Source organism: Sphaerisporangium rufum (assembly GCF_016863395.1).
In the GTDB taxonomy this organism is placed as follows: domain Bacteria; phylum Actinomycetota; class Actinomycetes; order Streptosporangiales; family Streptosporangiaceae; genus Sphaerisporangium; species Sphaerisporangium rufum.
Window position 1 is genome coordinate 50445 of sequence record NZ_BOOU01000032.1, and the last position, 14952, is coordinate 65396.

The following is a 14952-nucleotide window of genomic DNA, read 5'->3' on the forward strand; positions in this document are numbered from 1 at the left end:
CGCCGCGCATGGAGGTCTCCGTCGAGCGGCTGGTGTACGTCCGGGAGGACGACTACACGGTCGCATGGGTGAGCGCCGAGGGGCACCCGGGGTTCGCCGCCGCGGGCCGGGCCCTGGCCGGCGCGCAACCGGGCGAGACGCTCCGGCTGGCCGGCGGGTGGGGCGAGCACCCGAGGCACGGCACCCGCTACGTGGTCACCGGCTGTGAGCGCGTCGTGCCCGCCACCGTGCGGGCGGTCCGTCTTTACCTGGGGTCGGGGCTGATCCGCGGCATCGGCCCGCGGCTCGCCCACGCCATCGTCGACCACTTCGGCGAAGCGGCGCTGAAGGTCATCGACACCGAGCCGGACCGGCTGCGCGAGGTGGTCAACATCGGCCCGGCCCGCCAGGCGCAGATCGTCGCGGCCTGGCGCGACCAGCAGGGCATCGCCGATCTGATGGTGCGGCTCCAGGGGTTCGGGCTCAGCCCGCTGCTGGCCACCAAGATCTACCAGGTGTTCGGCGCCGACTCCGCCGAGGTGCTGGCGCGCGACCCCTACCGGCTGATCGGCCAGGTGCGGGGGGTCGCGTTCGGCACCGCCGACCGCATCGCGCTGCGCTCGGGAGTGCCCGAGCGCAGCCCGCAGCGGATCAAGGCCGCGGTGCTGGACCGGCTGGCGGCCGCGGCCGCCCGCGACGGCCACTGCCACCTGCCGCTGCCCGCGCTGGCCGGCCAAGCGGCCGAGCTGACCGGGCTGGAGGCCGGTGACGTCCGGCCGGTGGTGGACGCGCTGGCCGCCGAGCGGCGCCTGGTCGTCGAGACCTCGCCCGACCGGCCGGACCAGGCGGTGGCCTACGCGGCGGAGGTGCACGAGCGCGAGGTGCGGCTGGCCGTCCATCTCGCCCGGCTGCTGGGCGCGCCCTCGACGCTGCCACTGCGGGCCTACCAGGAGGACCCGGCCCTGCACGAGGACCAGCGGATGGCGGTCAACATGGCGCTGACCAGCACCGTGTCGGTGATCACCGGTGGTCCGGGGTGCGGCAAGAGCCACACGGTGCGGGCGGTCGCCACCACGGTGCGCGCGGCCGGCGGCCGGGTTACCCTGGCCGCGCCCACCGGCAAGGCCGCCCGGCGGCTGGCCGAGTTGACCGGCCTGCCGGCGATGACCGTGCACCGGATGCTGGCGCACCGGCCCGACCAGGACGCCGGCACGCTGTTCCAAGAGAGCCCGGTCCACGCCGACCTGATCGTGGTGGACGAGGCGTCGATGCTCGACCTGCAGCTGGCGGCGCGGCTGGTCGCGGCCGTCCCCTCCGGCAGCCACCTGCTGCTGGTCGGCGACGGCGACCAGCTGCCGAGCGTCGGCCCGGGCGAGGTGCTGGCCGACCTGCTGCGGGTGCCGCCGGTGCCGCGGGTCCGGCTGACCCATGTCTTCCGGCAGGCCGAGGGCAGCGCCATCGTCCGCGCCGCGCACCACGTCCGGGCCGGCCGGGTGCCGGAACTGCCGGGCGGCGGCGGGTTCTGGTTCGAGGAGCTGGACGATCCCGAGCGGGTGGCCGAGCGGGTGGTCCACCTGGCGACGGTGGCCATCCCGCGCAAGCAGCGGATCGACCCCGCGCAGGTGCAGGTGCTGTGCCCGATGCGCCGCGGCGTCACCGGCGCCGTCGAGCTCGGCCGGCGGCTGCAGGAGCGGCTCAACCCGGCCGCCGAGGGCCGGCCCGAGCACTGGTCGGGGGCGGACGTCTTCCGGGTGGGCGACCGGGTCATGCCCATCCGCAACAACTACGACAAGGGCGTCTTCAACGGCGAGACCGGCACGGTCACCGCAGTGACCCCGCAGGACCGGGTGGTCGAGGTGCGCACCGGCGACGGCGAGGTGGTGGAGTACGGCTTCGGCGAGCTGGACGACCTGGCGCACGCGTACGCGGTGAGCGTGCACCGGGCGCAGGGCAGCGAGTACCCCTTCGTGGTCGCGCCGATCGTCGCCGAGGCCGGTGGGGTCATGCTGCGGCGCCGGCTGCTGTACACCCTGGTCACCCGGGCCCGGTCCTGGGTGGTGCTGGTCGGCTCGCGGGAGGCGCTGGAGACGGCGGTGCACCGGGTCGGCCACCGCCGCAACACCGGCCTGGCCCGCCGGCTGGCCGCCGCGCTGCCCGGGTGAGCGGGTGGCCGGGTCAGGATCGCCGGGTCAGGGCAGCCGGCCGACGTGCGCCAGGGCCTGCTTGAGCAGGATGCCCTGGCCGCCGGTCATCTCCTGCTGCACCGTCGGCGACGACGCCTCCTGCGGGGTGAACCACACCAGGTCCAGGGCGTCCTGCCGCGGCCGGCAGTCACCGGCGACCGGCACCACGTAGGCCAGCGACACCGCGTGCTGGCGCGGGTCGTGGTACGGGGTCAGGCCCTGCGTCGGGAAGTACTCGGCGATGGTGAACGGCTGCGGCGTGGCCGGGACGTGCGGCAGGGCCGTCGGGCCGAGGTCCTTCTCCAGGTGGCGCATGAGCGCGTCCCGCACCCGCTCGTGGTACAGCACGCGGCCGGAGACCAGCGCCCGGCTCACCGTCCCGTCGGCGCCGATGCGCAGCAGCAGGCCGATGTGCGTCACCGTGCCCTTGTCGTCCACCCGCACCGGCACCGCGTCGACGTAGAGGATCGGCATCCGCGCCCGGGCGGACCGCAGTTCCTCCGGCGACAGCCAGCCCGGCGTGGTCTCGGTGATTTCAGTCACCCGCCGATCGTACTTTCCGGACAGACCACCTCGCTCCCCCGGGCACCCCGCCCGCGCCATTCCCCGGGCACGCGGCCGGCGCGGTGTGGATTCCGCGGGCGCCGGCCGGCGGGCTGGAGGTGGCGGTGGTGCTGCACGCGCCGGCGATGTTCGCGGTGGCGGGCCTGGACGCGCTGGTCGTCTACGAGGTGGCCGGGCTGACCGTGCTGCGCCGGGCGTGGTTCAACGTGGACCGGATGTGGGCGGCGGCGTTCATCGTGGCCTAGGAAAACCATGCAGATTGCCGTCCGGTCGATCCCGGACATGACGGCGGCCCGCCGCGATGGGGGCGGCGGGCCGCGGTCGAGCCGGCGTGCGGGGATCAGCCGGCGGCCGGGGGGATGTTCTGGTTGAGCCGGAACACGTTGGCCGGGTCGTAGACGGCCTTGATCGCGGCGAGCCGGTCGTAGGTCGCGCCCGGGTAGGCGGCGCGGACCCGCTCCTCGCCCTCGTCGCCGACGAAGTTGACGTACGCCCCGGCGTCGCTCTGCCGCAGGGCCTCCGACAGCTCGGCGACCCACGCCTCGCGCACCGGCCGCTCCTCGGCGCCCTGGTAGAAGGCGGCGACGTTGACCAGGATCTTGCTGTCGCGGTGGGCGAACGCGGTGGCGTCCACCGGCACCCGGGCCATCGCCCCGCCGAGCACCCGCAGCTGCACGGCGCGCATCACCGCGTCGGACGACTCCAGGTACTCGATGACGGTCTCGGCCACGCTCCGGTCGACCTGGTCGATGAACATGGTCCGCGCCACGGCCGTCGGCTGCTCGGCGGCCTCCTCCGGCGGGAACAGGCCCGAGTACGGCATGGTCTGCACCATATCGGCGAGCGGCTCGGCCAGCGCGCGGAACGGCGCGACGGCCCGCTCGCCGGCCTTGGTGTCGCCGGCGTAGGCCAGGAAGGCGAACAGGATCAGCTTGCCGTGCAGCTCGCTCGGCAGGAACGGCATCGGCGGCGCCGGCATGACGTTGGCGATCGTCGAGAGCTCCTCCGGCGCGGCCTCGGCGGCCGCGATGAACCCGGTGATGGTCTCCGGCGTGACCGGCAGGATCAGGATGCCGCCCACGATGGACGGCACCGGGTGCAGCCGGAACCGCAGCCGGGTGACCACCCCGAAGTTGCCGCCACCGCCGCGGATGGCCCAGAACAGGTCCGGGTGCTCGTCGGCGTCGACGTGGCGCACCTCGCCGTCCGCGGTGACGACCTCCGCGGCCAGCAGGTTGTCGATGCTGAGCCCGTGCTTGCGGACCAGGAACCCGATGCCGCCGCCGAGCGTGATGCCGCCGACGCCCACCGAGCCGGTGTCGCCGAACCCGGTCGCCAGGCCGTGGGCGCCGACCGCGGTGGTGTACTCGCCCGCGGTGCAGCCGCCCTGCACCCACGCGGTCCGCCCCTCGACGTCGATGTCGATCGCGCGCATGTCGCGCAGGTCGAGCACGATGCCGCCCTCGGTCGCGCTGTGGCCGGCGTTGCTGTGCCCCCCGGCGCGCACCGCCAGCTCCATCCCGCTGTCGCGCGCGAAGGTGATCACCCGCGAGACGTCGGCGGCGTCGGCGGGCCGCACGACGGCGGCCGGCCGCCGGTCGTAGCCGCCCATCACGATCGCGCGCGCCTGGTCGTACCCCTCGTCCTGTGGTTCGATCACCCTGCCGGTGAGGGTCGCGCGTAAGCGCGCGATCGTGTCGGGTGAGACGTTCACCTGCATGAAGAAACCCCTCCGCGGCGCCGCGCCGGCTGCCGCTCATCGCTTACCACAGTGCCGTGCTCGTTTCCCGCGATGACCGAGTCACCGATCAGGGATCACTGCCCCGATCCTCCCGCGCGCCGGCGTGCGCCTTCAACCGCACTAGGGGTAGGGCAGGGGTGGGGGTCGGCCGGCCCGGACGGGTGTCACGGCCTAGGGCGTCACGGCCGTGGCCAGGTCGCCGCGAAGTCGCGGACGGCCCGCCACACCCGGGCCGGCGCCTCCTCCGGCGCGAAGTGCCCGGCGTCCGGTATCACGGCGGTCGTCACGTTCCGCAGACCCGCGTCCCGGAACCCCCGCGCGTAGGCGGCGATGTCGCCGTACTCGCCGTCGCCGCGCAGATACAGCAGCGGGGTGTCCACCGGCGCCCCGCCGGCGAAGGCGGCATTGTCCCGCGCGTCCTCGGGGAACGCCCGGTAGAGGTCGAACCCGGCGGTGAGGGCGGCGTCATCGCGGTAGGCGGCGGCGTGGGCGGCCCTGGCCTCGGCGCCGATCCTGGCGGGCTCCGCCGACAGCACGTCGTAGAAGTGGCCGAAGTACTCGGCCTGGCGGCCCCGGACCAGCGTCTCCGGCAGGTCCGGTACCGCGTGCAGGCCGAAGTGCCAGATGGCCGGGTTGGCGATCACCTGTCGCCACGGGTCCACCCCCGGGATCACCGTGTTCATGATGACGACGCGGCCGGCGTCGGAATAGCGGCGGAGGTAGGCGTAGGCCACCATCCCGCCCGCGTCGTGCCCGCACAGCGTCAGATCGGCGAGTTCCAGGCGTTCCGCCAGGCCGCGGACCACCTCGGCCAGCGCCGACTTCGCGCCGCCGGGCACCGCCCCCGCCGATTCCCCGACGCCGGGCAGGTCGATGGCGATGACCCGCGCGTCGCGGCCGGCGGCGGCCATCACCCCGGCCCAGGCGCGCCATGACTCCGGCCAGCCGTGCAGGAACAGGAACGGCCTGCCCTCCGGGTCGCCGGACTCCACGACGTGCAGGACGCGGCCGTCGACGGAAACCTGGGTGTGACGCGGATCGCCGGGCATGGACCATGTCTATCAAGACGGGCCGTCAGAACGGTCCGCCGGGGCCGCGGCCGCCGGGCACCGGACCCCGGCGGCCGCGGATGGCGATCAGGTGGCCTTGCCGCGGGCGATGTACATGTTCATGTCGGTGAAGTCGAGGGTGACGTTGTACGGCTTGAAGAAGGCGTGCGGGAAGTCGCCCAGCACGTCGAACCCGAACGGGCTGCCCGCCGGCCGGTCGTCTGCGTAGCAGTAACCGTCCCGCACGACGGCGTTGCCCAGGCGGATCTCCTTGGGGTAGCACGGGTAGCTGACCACGCCCTGTCCCCCGGCGAACGCCTCCCGCGGGCGGTCGTAGTCGGTGCGGATATGCAGCCGCCGCGCCGTCTCCGCCGGCATGCTCGCGAGCTGCTCGCTGGTTCCGCCGATGCCCAGGGACACCACCTGGGGCCCGGAGTCGGCGATGGCGCCCCTGGTGTGCAGCAGATGCTCGCGGGCCAGCCACAGCGGCAGCGGCTCGGCGCCCGCCTTCAGGGCGTCGGCGCGTACCTTGCTCGCGGTCTCCGGGGTCCGGCGGCGCAGGACCAGCGAGCGGCCCGCGTAGTCGAAGGTGGACAGGAAGTGGTAGAAGATCCAGGTGCCGAGGATGCCGTCCTCGGTCTGCGTGGGCACGTCCGACTCGGTGTCGGAGTCCGACCACTCCACCGGGATGTTGCGCAGTTCGACGCCGCCCAGCCTGAAGGACTCCAGCACCCCGTAGTACAGCCAGGTGGTACCGCCCTGGTACTCGATCTTGTCCTCGGCGACGGCGCGCAGCCCGAGCTCCTTGGCCGCCGTCGCCGACATCCCCAGCCACGGGGCGTGGGTGTAGAACGCGAACCGCTTCGGCGGCCCGCCGTTGAGCGAGCCCTCCACCACCGGGATCGGGTCCATCTGCACCCAGGGTACCCGGGCGAGGTCGCCGCCGATCTGGTACGCCTCGCCACGAACCGCCCCGAACCACTTGGCCCAGGATTCCTCGCCCGCCACCTGCCAGTGCGGTGCGGACTGCGCCAGCCTGTCCTGCCGGATGTAGCAGTCGGCCAGCAGCCGGTTGGCCGCCTTGTCGTCGGGCGCCAGCGCGAGAGCCATCTGGAGATACTTCTGGGCGTCAGGGAACCTGTTGGACAGCAGGGCGACATAGCCGCGCTGGCGAGCCGCGTTCAGGTTCCTGGGGTCCGTCTTGAGGATCTCCTCGTAGGCGCGGCCGGCCTCCTCGAACCTGCCGGCCTTGAACAGCGCGTCGGCGTCACCGTCGCCGGCCTGCGCCCTGGCCGGGCCGCCCAGCAGCGGCGCCGCCGCGGCGGTACCGGCCAGCACGGCGGCCCCCCGCAGTAACGAACGCCGGTCCCATTCTCCGTACCGAGCCACGCCTTCTCCTTCTTGATGATCACCGCTGGAGCCGGGGCGCCACGTCCCCGGCGCGGGCCGCCGCGGCCCGCGCGTCCACTGAAGACGCTCGGCCGTTGCGGTGGCGTATGTGGTTTCCGATACGCCCGCGATATGCCGGTCAGCGGCCAGGCGTTACCGGGTGAAACCCGCCTCCGAATTTCGGTGCGGGTGCTCGGAGAACCGCGAGCGGTGAATATCGCGGGCATATCAAAAATCGGATACGTACCGGCAACACCGCGCTTCCTTCACTGGTCGCATGACACAGAACCCGGCATCGGCCCGAGCGATGACCCGCCGGCTCCGCCTGACCGTCGCCACGGCGGTGATCGGCACGGCCTGCACGACCGCTCTCGGCTGCCAGGCCCCGAATTCGGCGTCCGCCCGGCCCGAACCACCCACCATCGCCGCCTCGCCCGCACCACCGGGGACGTCCGAGTCCGGATCGAGGCCCGCCTCCCCCGGGCACCTGTCGAGGCCCGCCTCCTCGGTACCGCTCGCCAAGCCCCCTCGCCGGGAGCGCCGCACCGCGCTCGGCGAGGCCGACGGGGCCGTCCCCGCCGGGGTGACGGTCTTCGACGACACCGTTCCGGGAGTGGCGAACCTCGACCCGGCACTGCTGCGGGCCCTGCGCCGGGCCGCGGCGGACGCCGCCGACGACGGGATCCGGTTCTACGTCAACAGCGGCTGGCGCTCCCCGGCGTACCAGAACCGGCTGCTGCGGGAGGCGGTCGCCAAGTACGGCAGCGAGGAGGAGGCCGCCCGATGGGTGTCCACCCCGGCGACGTCCCAGCACGTGTCGGGAGACGCGGCCGACATCGGGCGCGGCGACGCGACGGCGTGGCTGTCGGAGCACGGCGCCGCCTACGGCCTGTGCCAGGTGTACCGGAACGAACCCTGGCACTACGAGCTGCGTCCCGGCGCGATCGACGGCGGCTGCCCGCGCATGTACGCCGACCCCACCCAGGACCCGCGCACCCGGGGATGACCCGAGGAGGGCGATACACCGCTCGTTCCGGTACCACTGGGCCGGGACGCGGGTTCGGCCGCGGGCCGGCTAGCGAACGGGCAGGCCGGTGACGGCGCGGCCGATGATGAGCTTCTGGATCTCGCTGGTGCCCTCGAAGATGGTGAAGATCTTGGCGTCCCGGTGGAAGCGCTCGACCGGGTGCTCGCGGGTGTAGCCGGCGCCGCCGAGGATCTGGACGGCCTGCTCGCTGACCCACACGGCGGTCTCCCCGGCGACGAGCTTGCACATCGAGCCCTCGGCCTGGTCGAAGGGCCGGCCGTTGCGTGCCATCCAGGCCGCCCGCCAGGTCATCAACCGGGCGATGTCCACCCGGGTGGCCATCTCGGCCAGCAGGAAGGCGACCGCCTGGTTCTCCCCGATCGGCCGGCCGAACTGCTGCCGCTCGCGCGCGTAGTCGCGGGCGTACTCGTAGGCGGCGCGGGCGATGCCGACGGCCATCGCCGCGACGGTGGGCCGGGTGGTCTCGAAGGTGCGCATCGCGGCCTGCTCGCCGCCGCGGCCGCCCTCGCGGACCCGGGCCAGCCGGGCGTCCAGCTTCTCCTTGCCGCCGAGCAGGCAGCGGCCGGGGACCCGGACGCCGTCCAGCACGACCTCGGCGGTGTGCGAGGCGCGGATGCCGTGCTTGCGGAACTTCTGCCCCTGCGACAGTCCGGCGGTGCCCGGCGGCACGACGAAGGAGGCCTGGCCGCGGGCGCGCAGCGCGGGGTCGACCGAGGCGACGACGACGTGGACGTCGGCGATGCCTCCGTTGGTGACCCAGGTCTTCACCCCGTCCAGCACCCAGTCGCCGGTGGCCTCGTCGTGCACGGCCCGGGTGCGGATGGCGCCGATGTCGGAGCCGGCGTCCGGCTCGGAGGCGCAGAAGGCGCCGAGTTTCACCTCGCCCGGGGTGCCGAACATCTGCGGCAGCCACTCCCCCATCTGCTCGGGCGTGCCGTTGGCCGCCAGCGCGGCAGCGGCCAGGCCGGTGCCGACGATGGACAGCCCGATGCCGGCGTCGCCCCAGAACAGCTCCTCGAAGGCGACCGGGATGCCGAGGCCGCTCTTCTCGAACCACTGCTCGGCGAAGAAGTCCAGCGAGTACAGCCCGATCTTGGCGGCCTCCTGGATCACCGGCCAGGGGGTCTCCTCGCGCTCGTCCCACTCGGCACCGGCCGGGCGGACGACGTCGGCGGCGAAGCGGTGGGTCCAGTCCTTGATCTCGCGCAGTTCCGGTCCCGGCTCGGGACAGAAGTCGCTGGCGGTCTCGGCCATCTCGGCGGCTCCTCGTGCGGTCCGGCGGGACGCCGGGCGTCGGCCGCCCCGGCGTGAGTTACCAAGGGTAACAGCAAGCCGGGGCGGCCGGCTCGGGCCGCCGGCGGTCAGTCCTCCGAGGCCAGGGACCAGTGCCCGTCACCGCGGTCGCGGTAGGAGCCCTGGGTCTGGGCGTTCAGCCGGTTCACCCGGACCCCGTTCGCCGAGTTGGTCCGCGGATCCTTGATCTTGATGATTTCCAGGCCCTTGTGGAAGTCGCTGGCGTAGATGTGGCCGTTGTAGTAGTACGCCGACCAGAAGCCGCCGAAGCCCTCCGGTGCCGGGCCGCGCTCGAGGTACCCGATCTCCCGCGGCCGGGCCGAGTCGGTGAAGTCCCAGATCGACGCGCCGCCCTGGTACCAGGCCTGCACCATGATGTCGCGGCCTCGGACCGGGATCAGCGAGCCGTTGTGCGCGACGCAGTTCTCGGTGTCGGCCTGGTGCCGCGGGATCTTGTAGTAGCTCCGGAACACCAGCTGGCCGCGCACGATGTCGAAGATCGCGTCAGCGCCGCGGGTGGGACCGGTGGCCTCGTTGCAGGTCGCCTCGCCGCCGCCGCCGAGCTCGTCGGTGAAGACCACCTTGGTGCCCTCGTTGTTGAAGGTGGCCGAGTGCCAGAACGCGAAGTTCGGATCGGTGACCCGCGCGGTGACCTTCGGCTGCTCGGGATCGCGGATGTCGAACAGCACCCCGTCGCCCATGCAGGCGCCGGCCGCGATGCCCTTCTCGACGTAGGCGGTGATGTCGTGGCAGCCGCTGGTCGGCAGCAGCAGCCCCGGCTGGGTCTCGTTGCCGCCGTCGGGGAACAGCACAGGGGTGGACACCACGGCCGCCGACGTGGGCGCCCCCAGCGGCACCTTCACAATGGAGATCTTGTCGTGCGGCGGCCGGCAGTCGGGGAAGGTCTCCGACGGCTGGTAGGAGGAGACGTACAGGTACACGTTGCCGCGGCGCCTGTCCGGCACCAGGGTGTGGGTGTGCGAGCCGCAATTGGTCTCGACGGACTTGATGTACTTCGGCTGACTCTTGTCACTGATGTCGAAGATGCGGATGCCCTCCCAGGAGGACGCCTGGGTCGCCGACTGGGGGGCGCTGTTGCAGGAGTCGTCGCTGCGGGACTGGTCGACCGAGGCGAAGAGCAGGTCGCCGTAGACCGAGACGTCCATCTGCGAGCCCGGGCACACCACCGAGCTGACCAGGGCGGGCTTCTTGGGGTTCTTGATGTCGTAGATCGAGAAGCCGCCGTAGTTGCCGACGTAGGCGTAGTCGCCCTGGAAGGCCATGTCGGTGTTGATCGTCGCGGCGATCGGGGCCGGCTTGGCGACGGTGGTCACGTGCTGGACGTTCGGGCTCATGACGATCTGGTCGGTGCCCGGGATATCGGCGGCCTGGGCGGGGAGCGCCGCCAGGACCATGGCCGCCGAGCCCACCAGGGCGAGGAGCCGGCCGGTCAGACCGCCTCTACGGGGGGTGGACAACACGAAGTACCCTCCTTGGGGACTTATGCCGTAGGAGATGCTTTGTACGCAGATTTTCTCCCAACCGTTTTACTTCGGCCATAGGTCACTTTGTCAGGATTCTGTTGCGAAGTGCCGCCTTACCATCGGTAATCTCCTGCGTTAGGGTGCGGCCGGAACGACCTACTTCAGGAGGCCCGGTGCGTCTCGCGCTGATCGCCGCCATCGGCATCGCCCTTCCCGTCCTGGCCGGCTGCGCCCGCGACGCCGAGCCGCCGCGCGCCTCCTCCACCGCGCCGGTCATCGCGCCGGGACGCCCGGGCGAGCCGGCCAGAACCCTGGACCCGGCGGCGACCGCGCCCGCCGTCCCCTCCCCCACCGCCGCCGCGGCCGACGTCCGCTTCATGCAAGACATGATCGTTCACCATCGCCAGGCGCTGGAGATGAGCACCGCCGCGGCCACCCGGGCGGCCTCCGACGGGGTGCGGCGCATCGCGGCGCGGATCGCCGCCGCCCAGGGCCCGGAGATCAAGGCGATGGAACGGTGGCTGCGCGACCAGGGGCAGCGGGTGCCCGACCACCACGCCGCGCACGACCGCATGCCCGGGATGGCCACCGAGGCCCAGCTGACCGCGCTGCGAGCGGCGCGCGGCGCGGCGTTCGACCGGATGTTCCTCGACCTGATGATCGCCCACCATCTCGGGGCGATCACCATGTCCGCCACCGAGATCGAGGACGGCACGCACACCATGGTGCAGGAGCTGGCCCAGGACATCTCGGTCGGCCAGACCGCCGAGGTCAACCGGATGCGCCGCCTGCAGGCCGGCTGACGGCCGGTCCCCGCGCCGGCGATACCTTCCCCGCAGAGCACCTTTCCCGGCATCATCGGGGACGCATCGGCATGCGGAGACGGGGTGGCGAGGATGGACGGGCCCGGCACGGGCATCGAGCGGACCGCCGACGGCGGGCGGGACGCCGCGGAGGGCTCCGGCACCGACCATGCGGCCGCCGCGGCCGCCGCGGCCGTCGTGCGCGGCGGCGGCGAGGCGGCGTTCGGGGCGCTGCTGGAGGGTCACCGGCGGGAGCTGCGGGTGCACTGCTACCGCATGCTGGGCTCGCTGGAGGACGCCGAGGACCAGGTGCAGGAGACGTTCCTGCGCGCCTTCCGGGGACGGGCCGGCTTCGAGGGGCGCAGCACCGTCCGCGCCTGGCTGTACCGGATCGCGACCAACGCCTGCCTGGACTTCCTGGACCGCCATCCGCGCCGCCCGCAGCCGCGGCCCGAGCCCGCGCTGGCCACCCCGGGGGTGACCGCCCGCTCGCGGACCGAGGTGCCGTGGCTGCGGCCCTTCCCGGACGTGCTGCTGGAGCCCGCGGGCCCGCCCGGCGAGCAGCCGGACGCCGCGCTGGTGGCCCGGGAGACGATCGAGCTGGCCTTCCTGGCGGCGATCCAGCACCTGCCGCCCCGCCAGCGGGTGGTGGTGATCCTGCGGGACGTGCTCGGCTGGCCGGCGCCGGAGACCGCCGAGCTGCTGGACACCAGCGTCGCCGCGGTGAAGAGCGCGCTGCAGCGGGCCCGCCCGGTGCTGCGCGAGCACCTGCCGGCCGACCGTGGGGCATGGGCACCGGCCACCGAGCCCACCGCCGAGGAGCGCGAGGTGCTGCGGCGCTACATCACCGCGGTCGAGCGGGCCGACCCGGAGGTCCTGGCCGCCGTGCTGCGCAAGGACGCCCTGCAGACCATGCCCCCGGCGCCGATCTGGATCCTCGGCGGCCCGGCCATCGTGGCGAACTGGACGCCGGCCATGGTGGGCCCGCAGGCGTGGGGCGACTGGCGGCTCGTCCCCACCGCGGCCAACCGCCAGCCCGCGGCGGCGGCGTACCTGCGGCGCCCCGGCGACACCGCCTTCCGGGCCTCCTGGCTCGCGGTGCTGCGGGTCGAGGACGGCCTGATCTCCGAGATCACCACGTTCGGCGAGGACCTGTTCCCGGCGTTCGGGCTGCCACCCGTCCGGTGACCGATTCCTTTTCGCGCGGGCCGCCGTCTCAACCCTTGCGACGACGGCCCGCCCGGGGCCGCCCGGTGTGAAGGGAACGACGATGACCGATCTTCAGCGACAGGTCCAGGACGCCGCCGACCGGCTGGTGGAGTCCGGCGCCGAGACGGGCGTGCAGGTGGCGGTCTACCGGCACGGCGAGCAGGTGGTCGACGTGGTGGCCGGCCTGGCCGACCCGGCGACCGGCCGGCCGATGACGGCCGCGACGCCGGTCTACTGCTCCTCCACCGGCAAGGGTGTCACCGCGACCGTGGTGCACGTGCTCGCCGAGCGCGGCGTGCTCGGGTACGACACGCCGATCGCCGAGGTGTGGCCGGAGTTCGGTGCGCACGGCAAGCAGGACGCGACCGTCGGGCAGGCGCTCACCCACACGACCGGGGTGCCCGGCCTGCCGGTGGACACCACCCCGGAGGACCTGTGCGACTGGGACCGGATGTGCGCCGTGGTCGCCGGTTCGCGGCCCTGGTGGCGGCCCGGCACCCGCGCCGGGTACCACGCCCAGACCTACGGCTACATCCTGGGCGAGGTGGTCCGCCGGGTGACCGGGCGGCCGATCTCGCAGGTGCTGCGCGAGGAGGTGGCCGGCCCGCTCGGCGTGGCCGGCGAGCTGTTCTTCGGCGTCCCCGAGCCGCTGCTCGGCACGGTGGCCCGGCTGGACGAGCCGTCGGGGGCGCCGGAGATCCCGGCGGAGATGCTCGCGGCCATGCCGTTCTTCCAGGTCGTGAACGGCGCCACCGCCGCGCCGCCCGCGGCGATGCCGGACGCGGCCTTCGGCAACCGGGCCGACGTGCTGGCCGCCGACATCCCGGCCGGCGGCACCATGTCGGCGCGCGCGGTGGCGCGGATGTACGCCGCGCTGCTCGGCGAGGTGGACGGCGTGCGGCTGGTCTCCCCCGGGCGGGCGCGGCGGATCGCCGAGCCGGCGTTCGAGGGGATGGACGAGCTGTTCGGCGCGCCGGTGGTCCGCGCGCTGGGCTACCAGATCGGCGCGCCGTGGCCCGGCGCGGACGCCGCGTTCGGCATGGGCGGCTCCGGCGGGACGGGGGCGTACGCCGACCCGGCCACCGGCACCGCGTTCGCGGTGACCAAGAACCGGGTGTCGGCCGGCGACTTCGGCACCGTCGCGTTGTTCGGCGAGCTGGTCGGCGCGGCGGTCCCGGCCGGCGGGTGAGGCGGCCGGGCGGTCAGCGGCACAGCTCGTCGCCGAGGGCGCTGCGGCCGTACAGGACGCTGCGCCCGTGCCGGGCACGGGTGACCAGCCGGGCGTCGCGCAGTACGGCGAGGTGCTGGCTGACCGCGCCCGGTGTCACCCCGAGCCGGTAGGCCAGCTCGGTGGTGGACGCCGGATGCTCCAGCAGCACCAGCAGCCGGGCACGCGGCGTGCCGAGCAGGCGCTCCAGCGTGCCGGGCGGGCGCGGCGGCCCGGTCTCGCTCATGGTCGCCCGCCCCCGGGCCGGGTAGATGATCATGGGTGGCCCGGCCGGATCGATGGAGGTGACGGCGCCGCGGGCGAACATGGTGGGCGCCAGCACCAGCCCGCGCCCGGCGACGTCGGCCCGCCGCTCGCCGCCGAACCCGTACGAATAACGGACGGTGAGCGTGCCGTCCGACCAGCTCAGCCGGGGATCCAGGTCGGCGAACAACCCCTGGGCGCCGGACCGGGCCAGCACCCGCGCGCGGTAGACGATGTCGGCCTCCAGCACCGAGCGGGCCCGCGGCCACCAGGCCGGCGCCAGGCAGCGGGCCCAGTACGCCTCCAGGGCGTCGGCGATCCTTTCCAGCAGCTCCGCCGGGTCACCGAGGTGGCGCCGCAGCGGTTCGGGCACCGCCCCCTCGGGCTCGAAGGTGCGCTCCAGGTCGGGGACCACCGCCTCCGGCGGCGTGCGGCGCAGCACGCCGAGCTCCTGGTGGAAGTCGGGCCAAGGGGTGCTCGGCCGCGGCGTGAGGAAGTCGGGGATCCAGCGCCGGACGCCGACCAGCGCGCACAGCAGTTCGGTGTCCAGGGTGGCGAAGTCGGCGCGCATGCGCCGGAACCAGTCGGCCTGCTCGGCGTAGTAGCCGGGATGGGTCCACATCCGCAGGCTGAGCGCCGCCTCGTGCAGCGCCGAGCAGGCGAAGGACGTGGCGGCGAGGTCGGTGATGTCCAGCCGGAACGTGAGCATTCAGTCCCATGCTAAATCAGTTCCGGAGGA

At 73.7% G+C, this 14952-nt stretch carries 13 protein-coding genes; 6 read left to right on the forward strand and 7 right to left on the reverse strand.

Annotated elements, in window-relative coordinates; all coding sequences use genetic code 11:
* Positions 1–8 precede the first annotated feature (8 nt).
* Positions 9–2141 (forward strand): SF1B family DNA helicase RecD2, encoded by a 2133-nt coding sequence (gene recD2, locus Sru01_RS10615; protein WP_203983889.1) that lies wholly within the window; start codon positions 9–11, stop codon positions 2139–2141.
* A gap of 27 nt (positions 2142–2168) precedes the next feature.
* Here recD2 and Sru01_RS10620 read toward each other — a convergent pair whose 3' ends face one another.
* The gene (locus Sru01_RS10620) at positions 2169–2705 is read right to left on the reverse strand and encodes an NUDIX hydrolase family protein (protein ID WP_203983890.1); all 537 of its coding nucleotides are present in this window, start codon (positions 2703–2705) and stop codon (positions 2169–2171) included.
* An 83-nt stretch (positions 2706–2788) separates the two neighbouring features.
* Between Sru01_RS10620 and Sru01_RS10625 the strand changes: the two genes are divergently transcribed.
* Entirely contained in the window at positions 2789–2971 is a 183-nt protein-coding gene (locus Sru01_RS10625; RefSeq protein WP_203983891.1) for a hypothetical protein, read from the forward strand.
* A 95-nt stretch (positions 2972–3066) separates the two neighbouring features.
* On the opposite strand, the gene Sru01_RS10630 is transcribed toward Sru01_RS10625, so the two are convergent.
* The 3 genes from Sru01_RS10630 to Sru01_RS10640 form a co-directional block, all read right to left on the reverse strand.
* Entirely contained in the window at positions 3067–4446 is a 1380-nt protein-coding gene (locus Sru01_RS10630; RefSeq protein ID WP_203983892.1) for an FAD-binding oxidoreductase, read from the reverse strand.
* A gap of 200 nt (positions 4447–4646) precedes the next feature.
* Positions 4647–5516, reverse strand: a complete 870-nt coding sequence (locus Sru01_RS10635; protein ID WP_203983894.1) for an alpha/beta fold hydrolase — start codon at positions 5514–5516, stop codon at positions 4647–4649.
* 87 nt (positions 5517–5603) lie between these two features.
* Positions 5604–6905, reverse strand: coding sequence for a tetratricopeptide repeat protein (locus Sru01_RS10640; RefSeq protein WP_203983896.1), 1302 nt, complete (start codon positions 6903–6905; stop codon positions 5604–5606).
* A 277-nt stretch (positions 6906–7182) separates the two neighbouring features.
* On the opposite strand from Sru01_RS10640, the gene Sru01_RS10645 reads away from it, so the two are divergent.
* A complete protein-coding gene (locus Sru01_RS10645; RefSeq protein ID WP_239137250.1) occupies positions 7183–7911 on the forward strand; it encodes a M15 family metallopeptidase in 729 nt (242 codons plus the stop codon).
* A gap of 69 nt (positions 7912–7980) precedes the next feature.
* On the opposite strand, the gene Sru01_RS10650 is transcribed toward Sru01_RS10645, so the two are convergent.
* Together Sru01_RS10650 and Sru01_RS10655 are read right to left on the reverse strand one after the other, a co-directional pair.
* Positions 7981–9207 (reverse strand): acyl-CoA dehydrogenase family protein, encoded by a 1227-nt coding sequence (locus Sru01_RS10650; protein ID WP_203983898.1) that lies wholly within the window; start codon positions 9205–9207, stop codon positions 7981–7983.
* A 107-nt stretch (positions 9208–9314) separates the two neighbouring features.
* The gene (locus Sru01_RS10655; protein WP_239137274.1) at positions 9315–10724 is read right to left on the reverse strand and encodes an LVIVD repeat-containing protein; all 1410 of its coding nucleotides are present in this window, start codon (positions 10722–10724) and stop codon (positions 9315–9317) included.
* Positions 10725–10903: 179 nt separating this feature from the next.
* Between Sru01_RS10655 and Sru01_RS10660 the strand changes: the two genes are divergently transcribed.
* From Sru01_RS10660 to Sru01_RS10670, 3 genes are all read left to right on the forward strand, one after another.
* Positions 10904–11533 carry a DUF305 domain-containing protein gene (locus tag Sru01_RS10660; protein WP_203983900.1) on the forward strand — a complete coding sequence of 210 codons (630 nt, stop codon included), beginning with the start codon at positions 10904–10906 and terminating at the stop codon, positions 11531–11533.
* A 93-nt stretch (positions 11534–11626) separates the two neighbouring features.
* Positions 11627–12721, forward strand: a complete 1095-nt coding sequence (locus Sru01_RS10665) for an RNA polymerase subunit sigma-70 (RefSeq protein ID WP_203983902.1) — start codon at positions 11627–11629, stop codon at positions 12719–12721.
* Positions 12722–12803: 82 nt separating this feature from the next.
* The gene (locus tag Sru01_RS10670) at positions 12804–13931 is read left to right on the forward strand and encodes a serine hydrolase domain-containing protein (RefSeq protein ID WP_203983904.1); all 1128 of its coding nucleotides are present in this window, start codon (positions 12804–12806) and stop codon (positions 13929–13931) included.
* Positions 13932–13944: 13 nt separating this feature from the next.
* Here the strand turns inward: Sru01_RS10670 and Sru01_RS10675 are convergent, their stop codons facing one another.
* On the reverse strand, positions 13945–14922 hold the full coding sequence (locus Sru01_RS10675) for an ArsR/SmtB family transcription factor (RefSeq protein WP_203983906.1): 978 nt from the start codon (positions 14920–14922) through the stop codon (positions 13945–13947).
* Between the last annotated feature and the right edge of the window lie 30 nt (positions 14923–14952).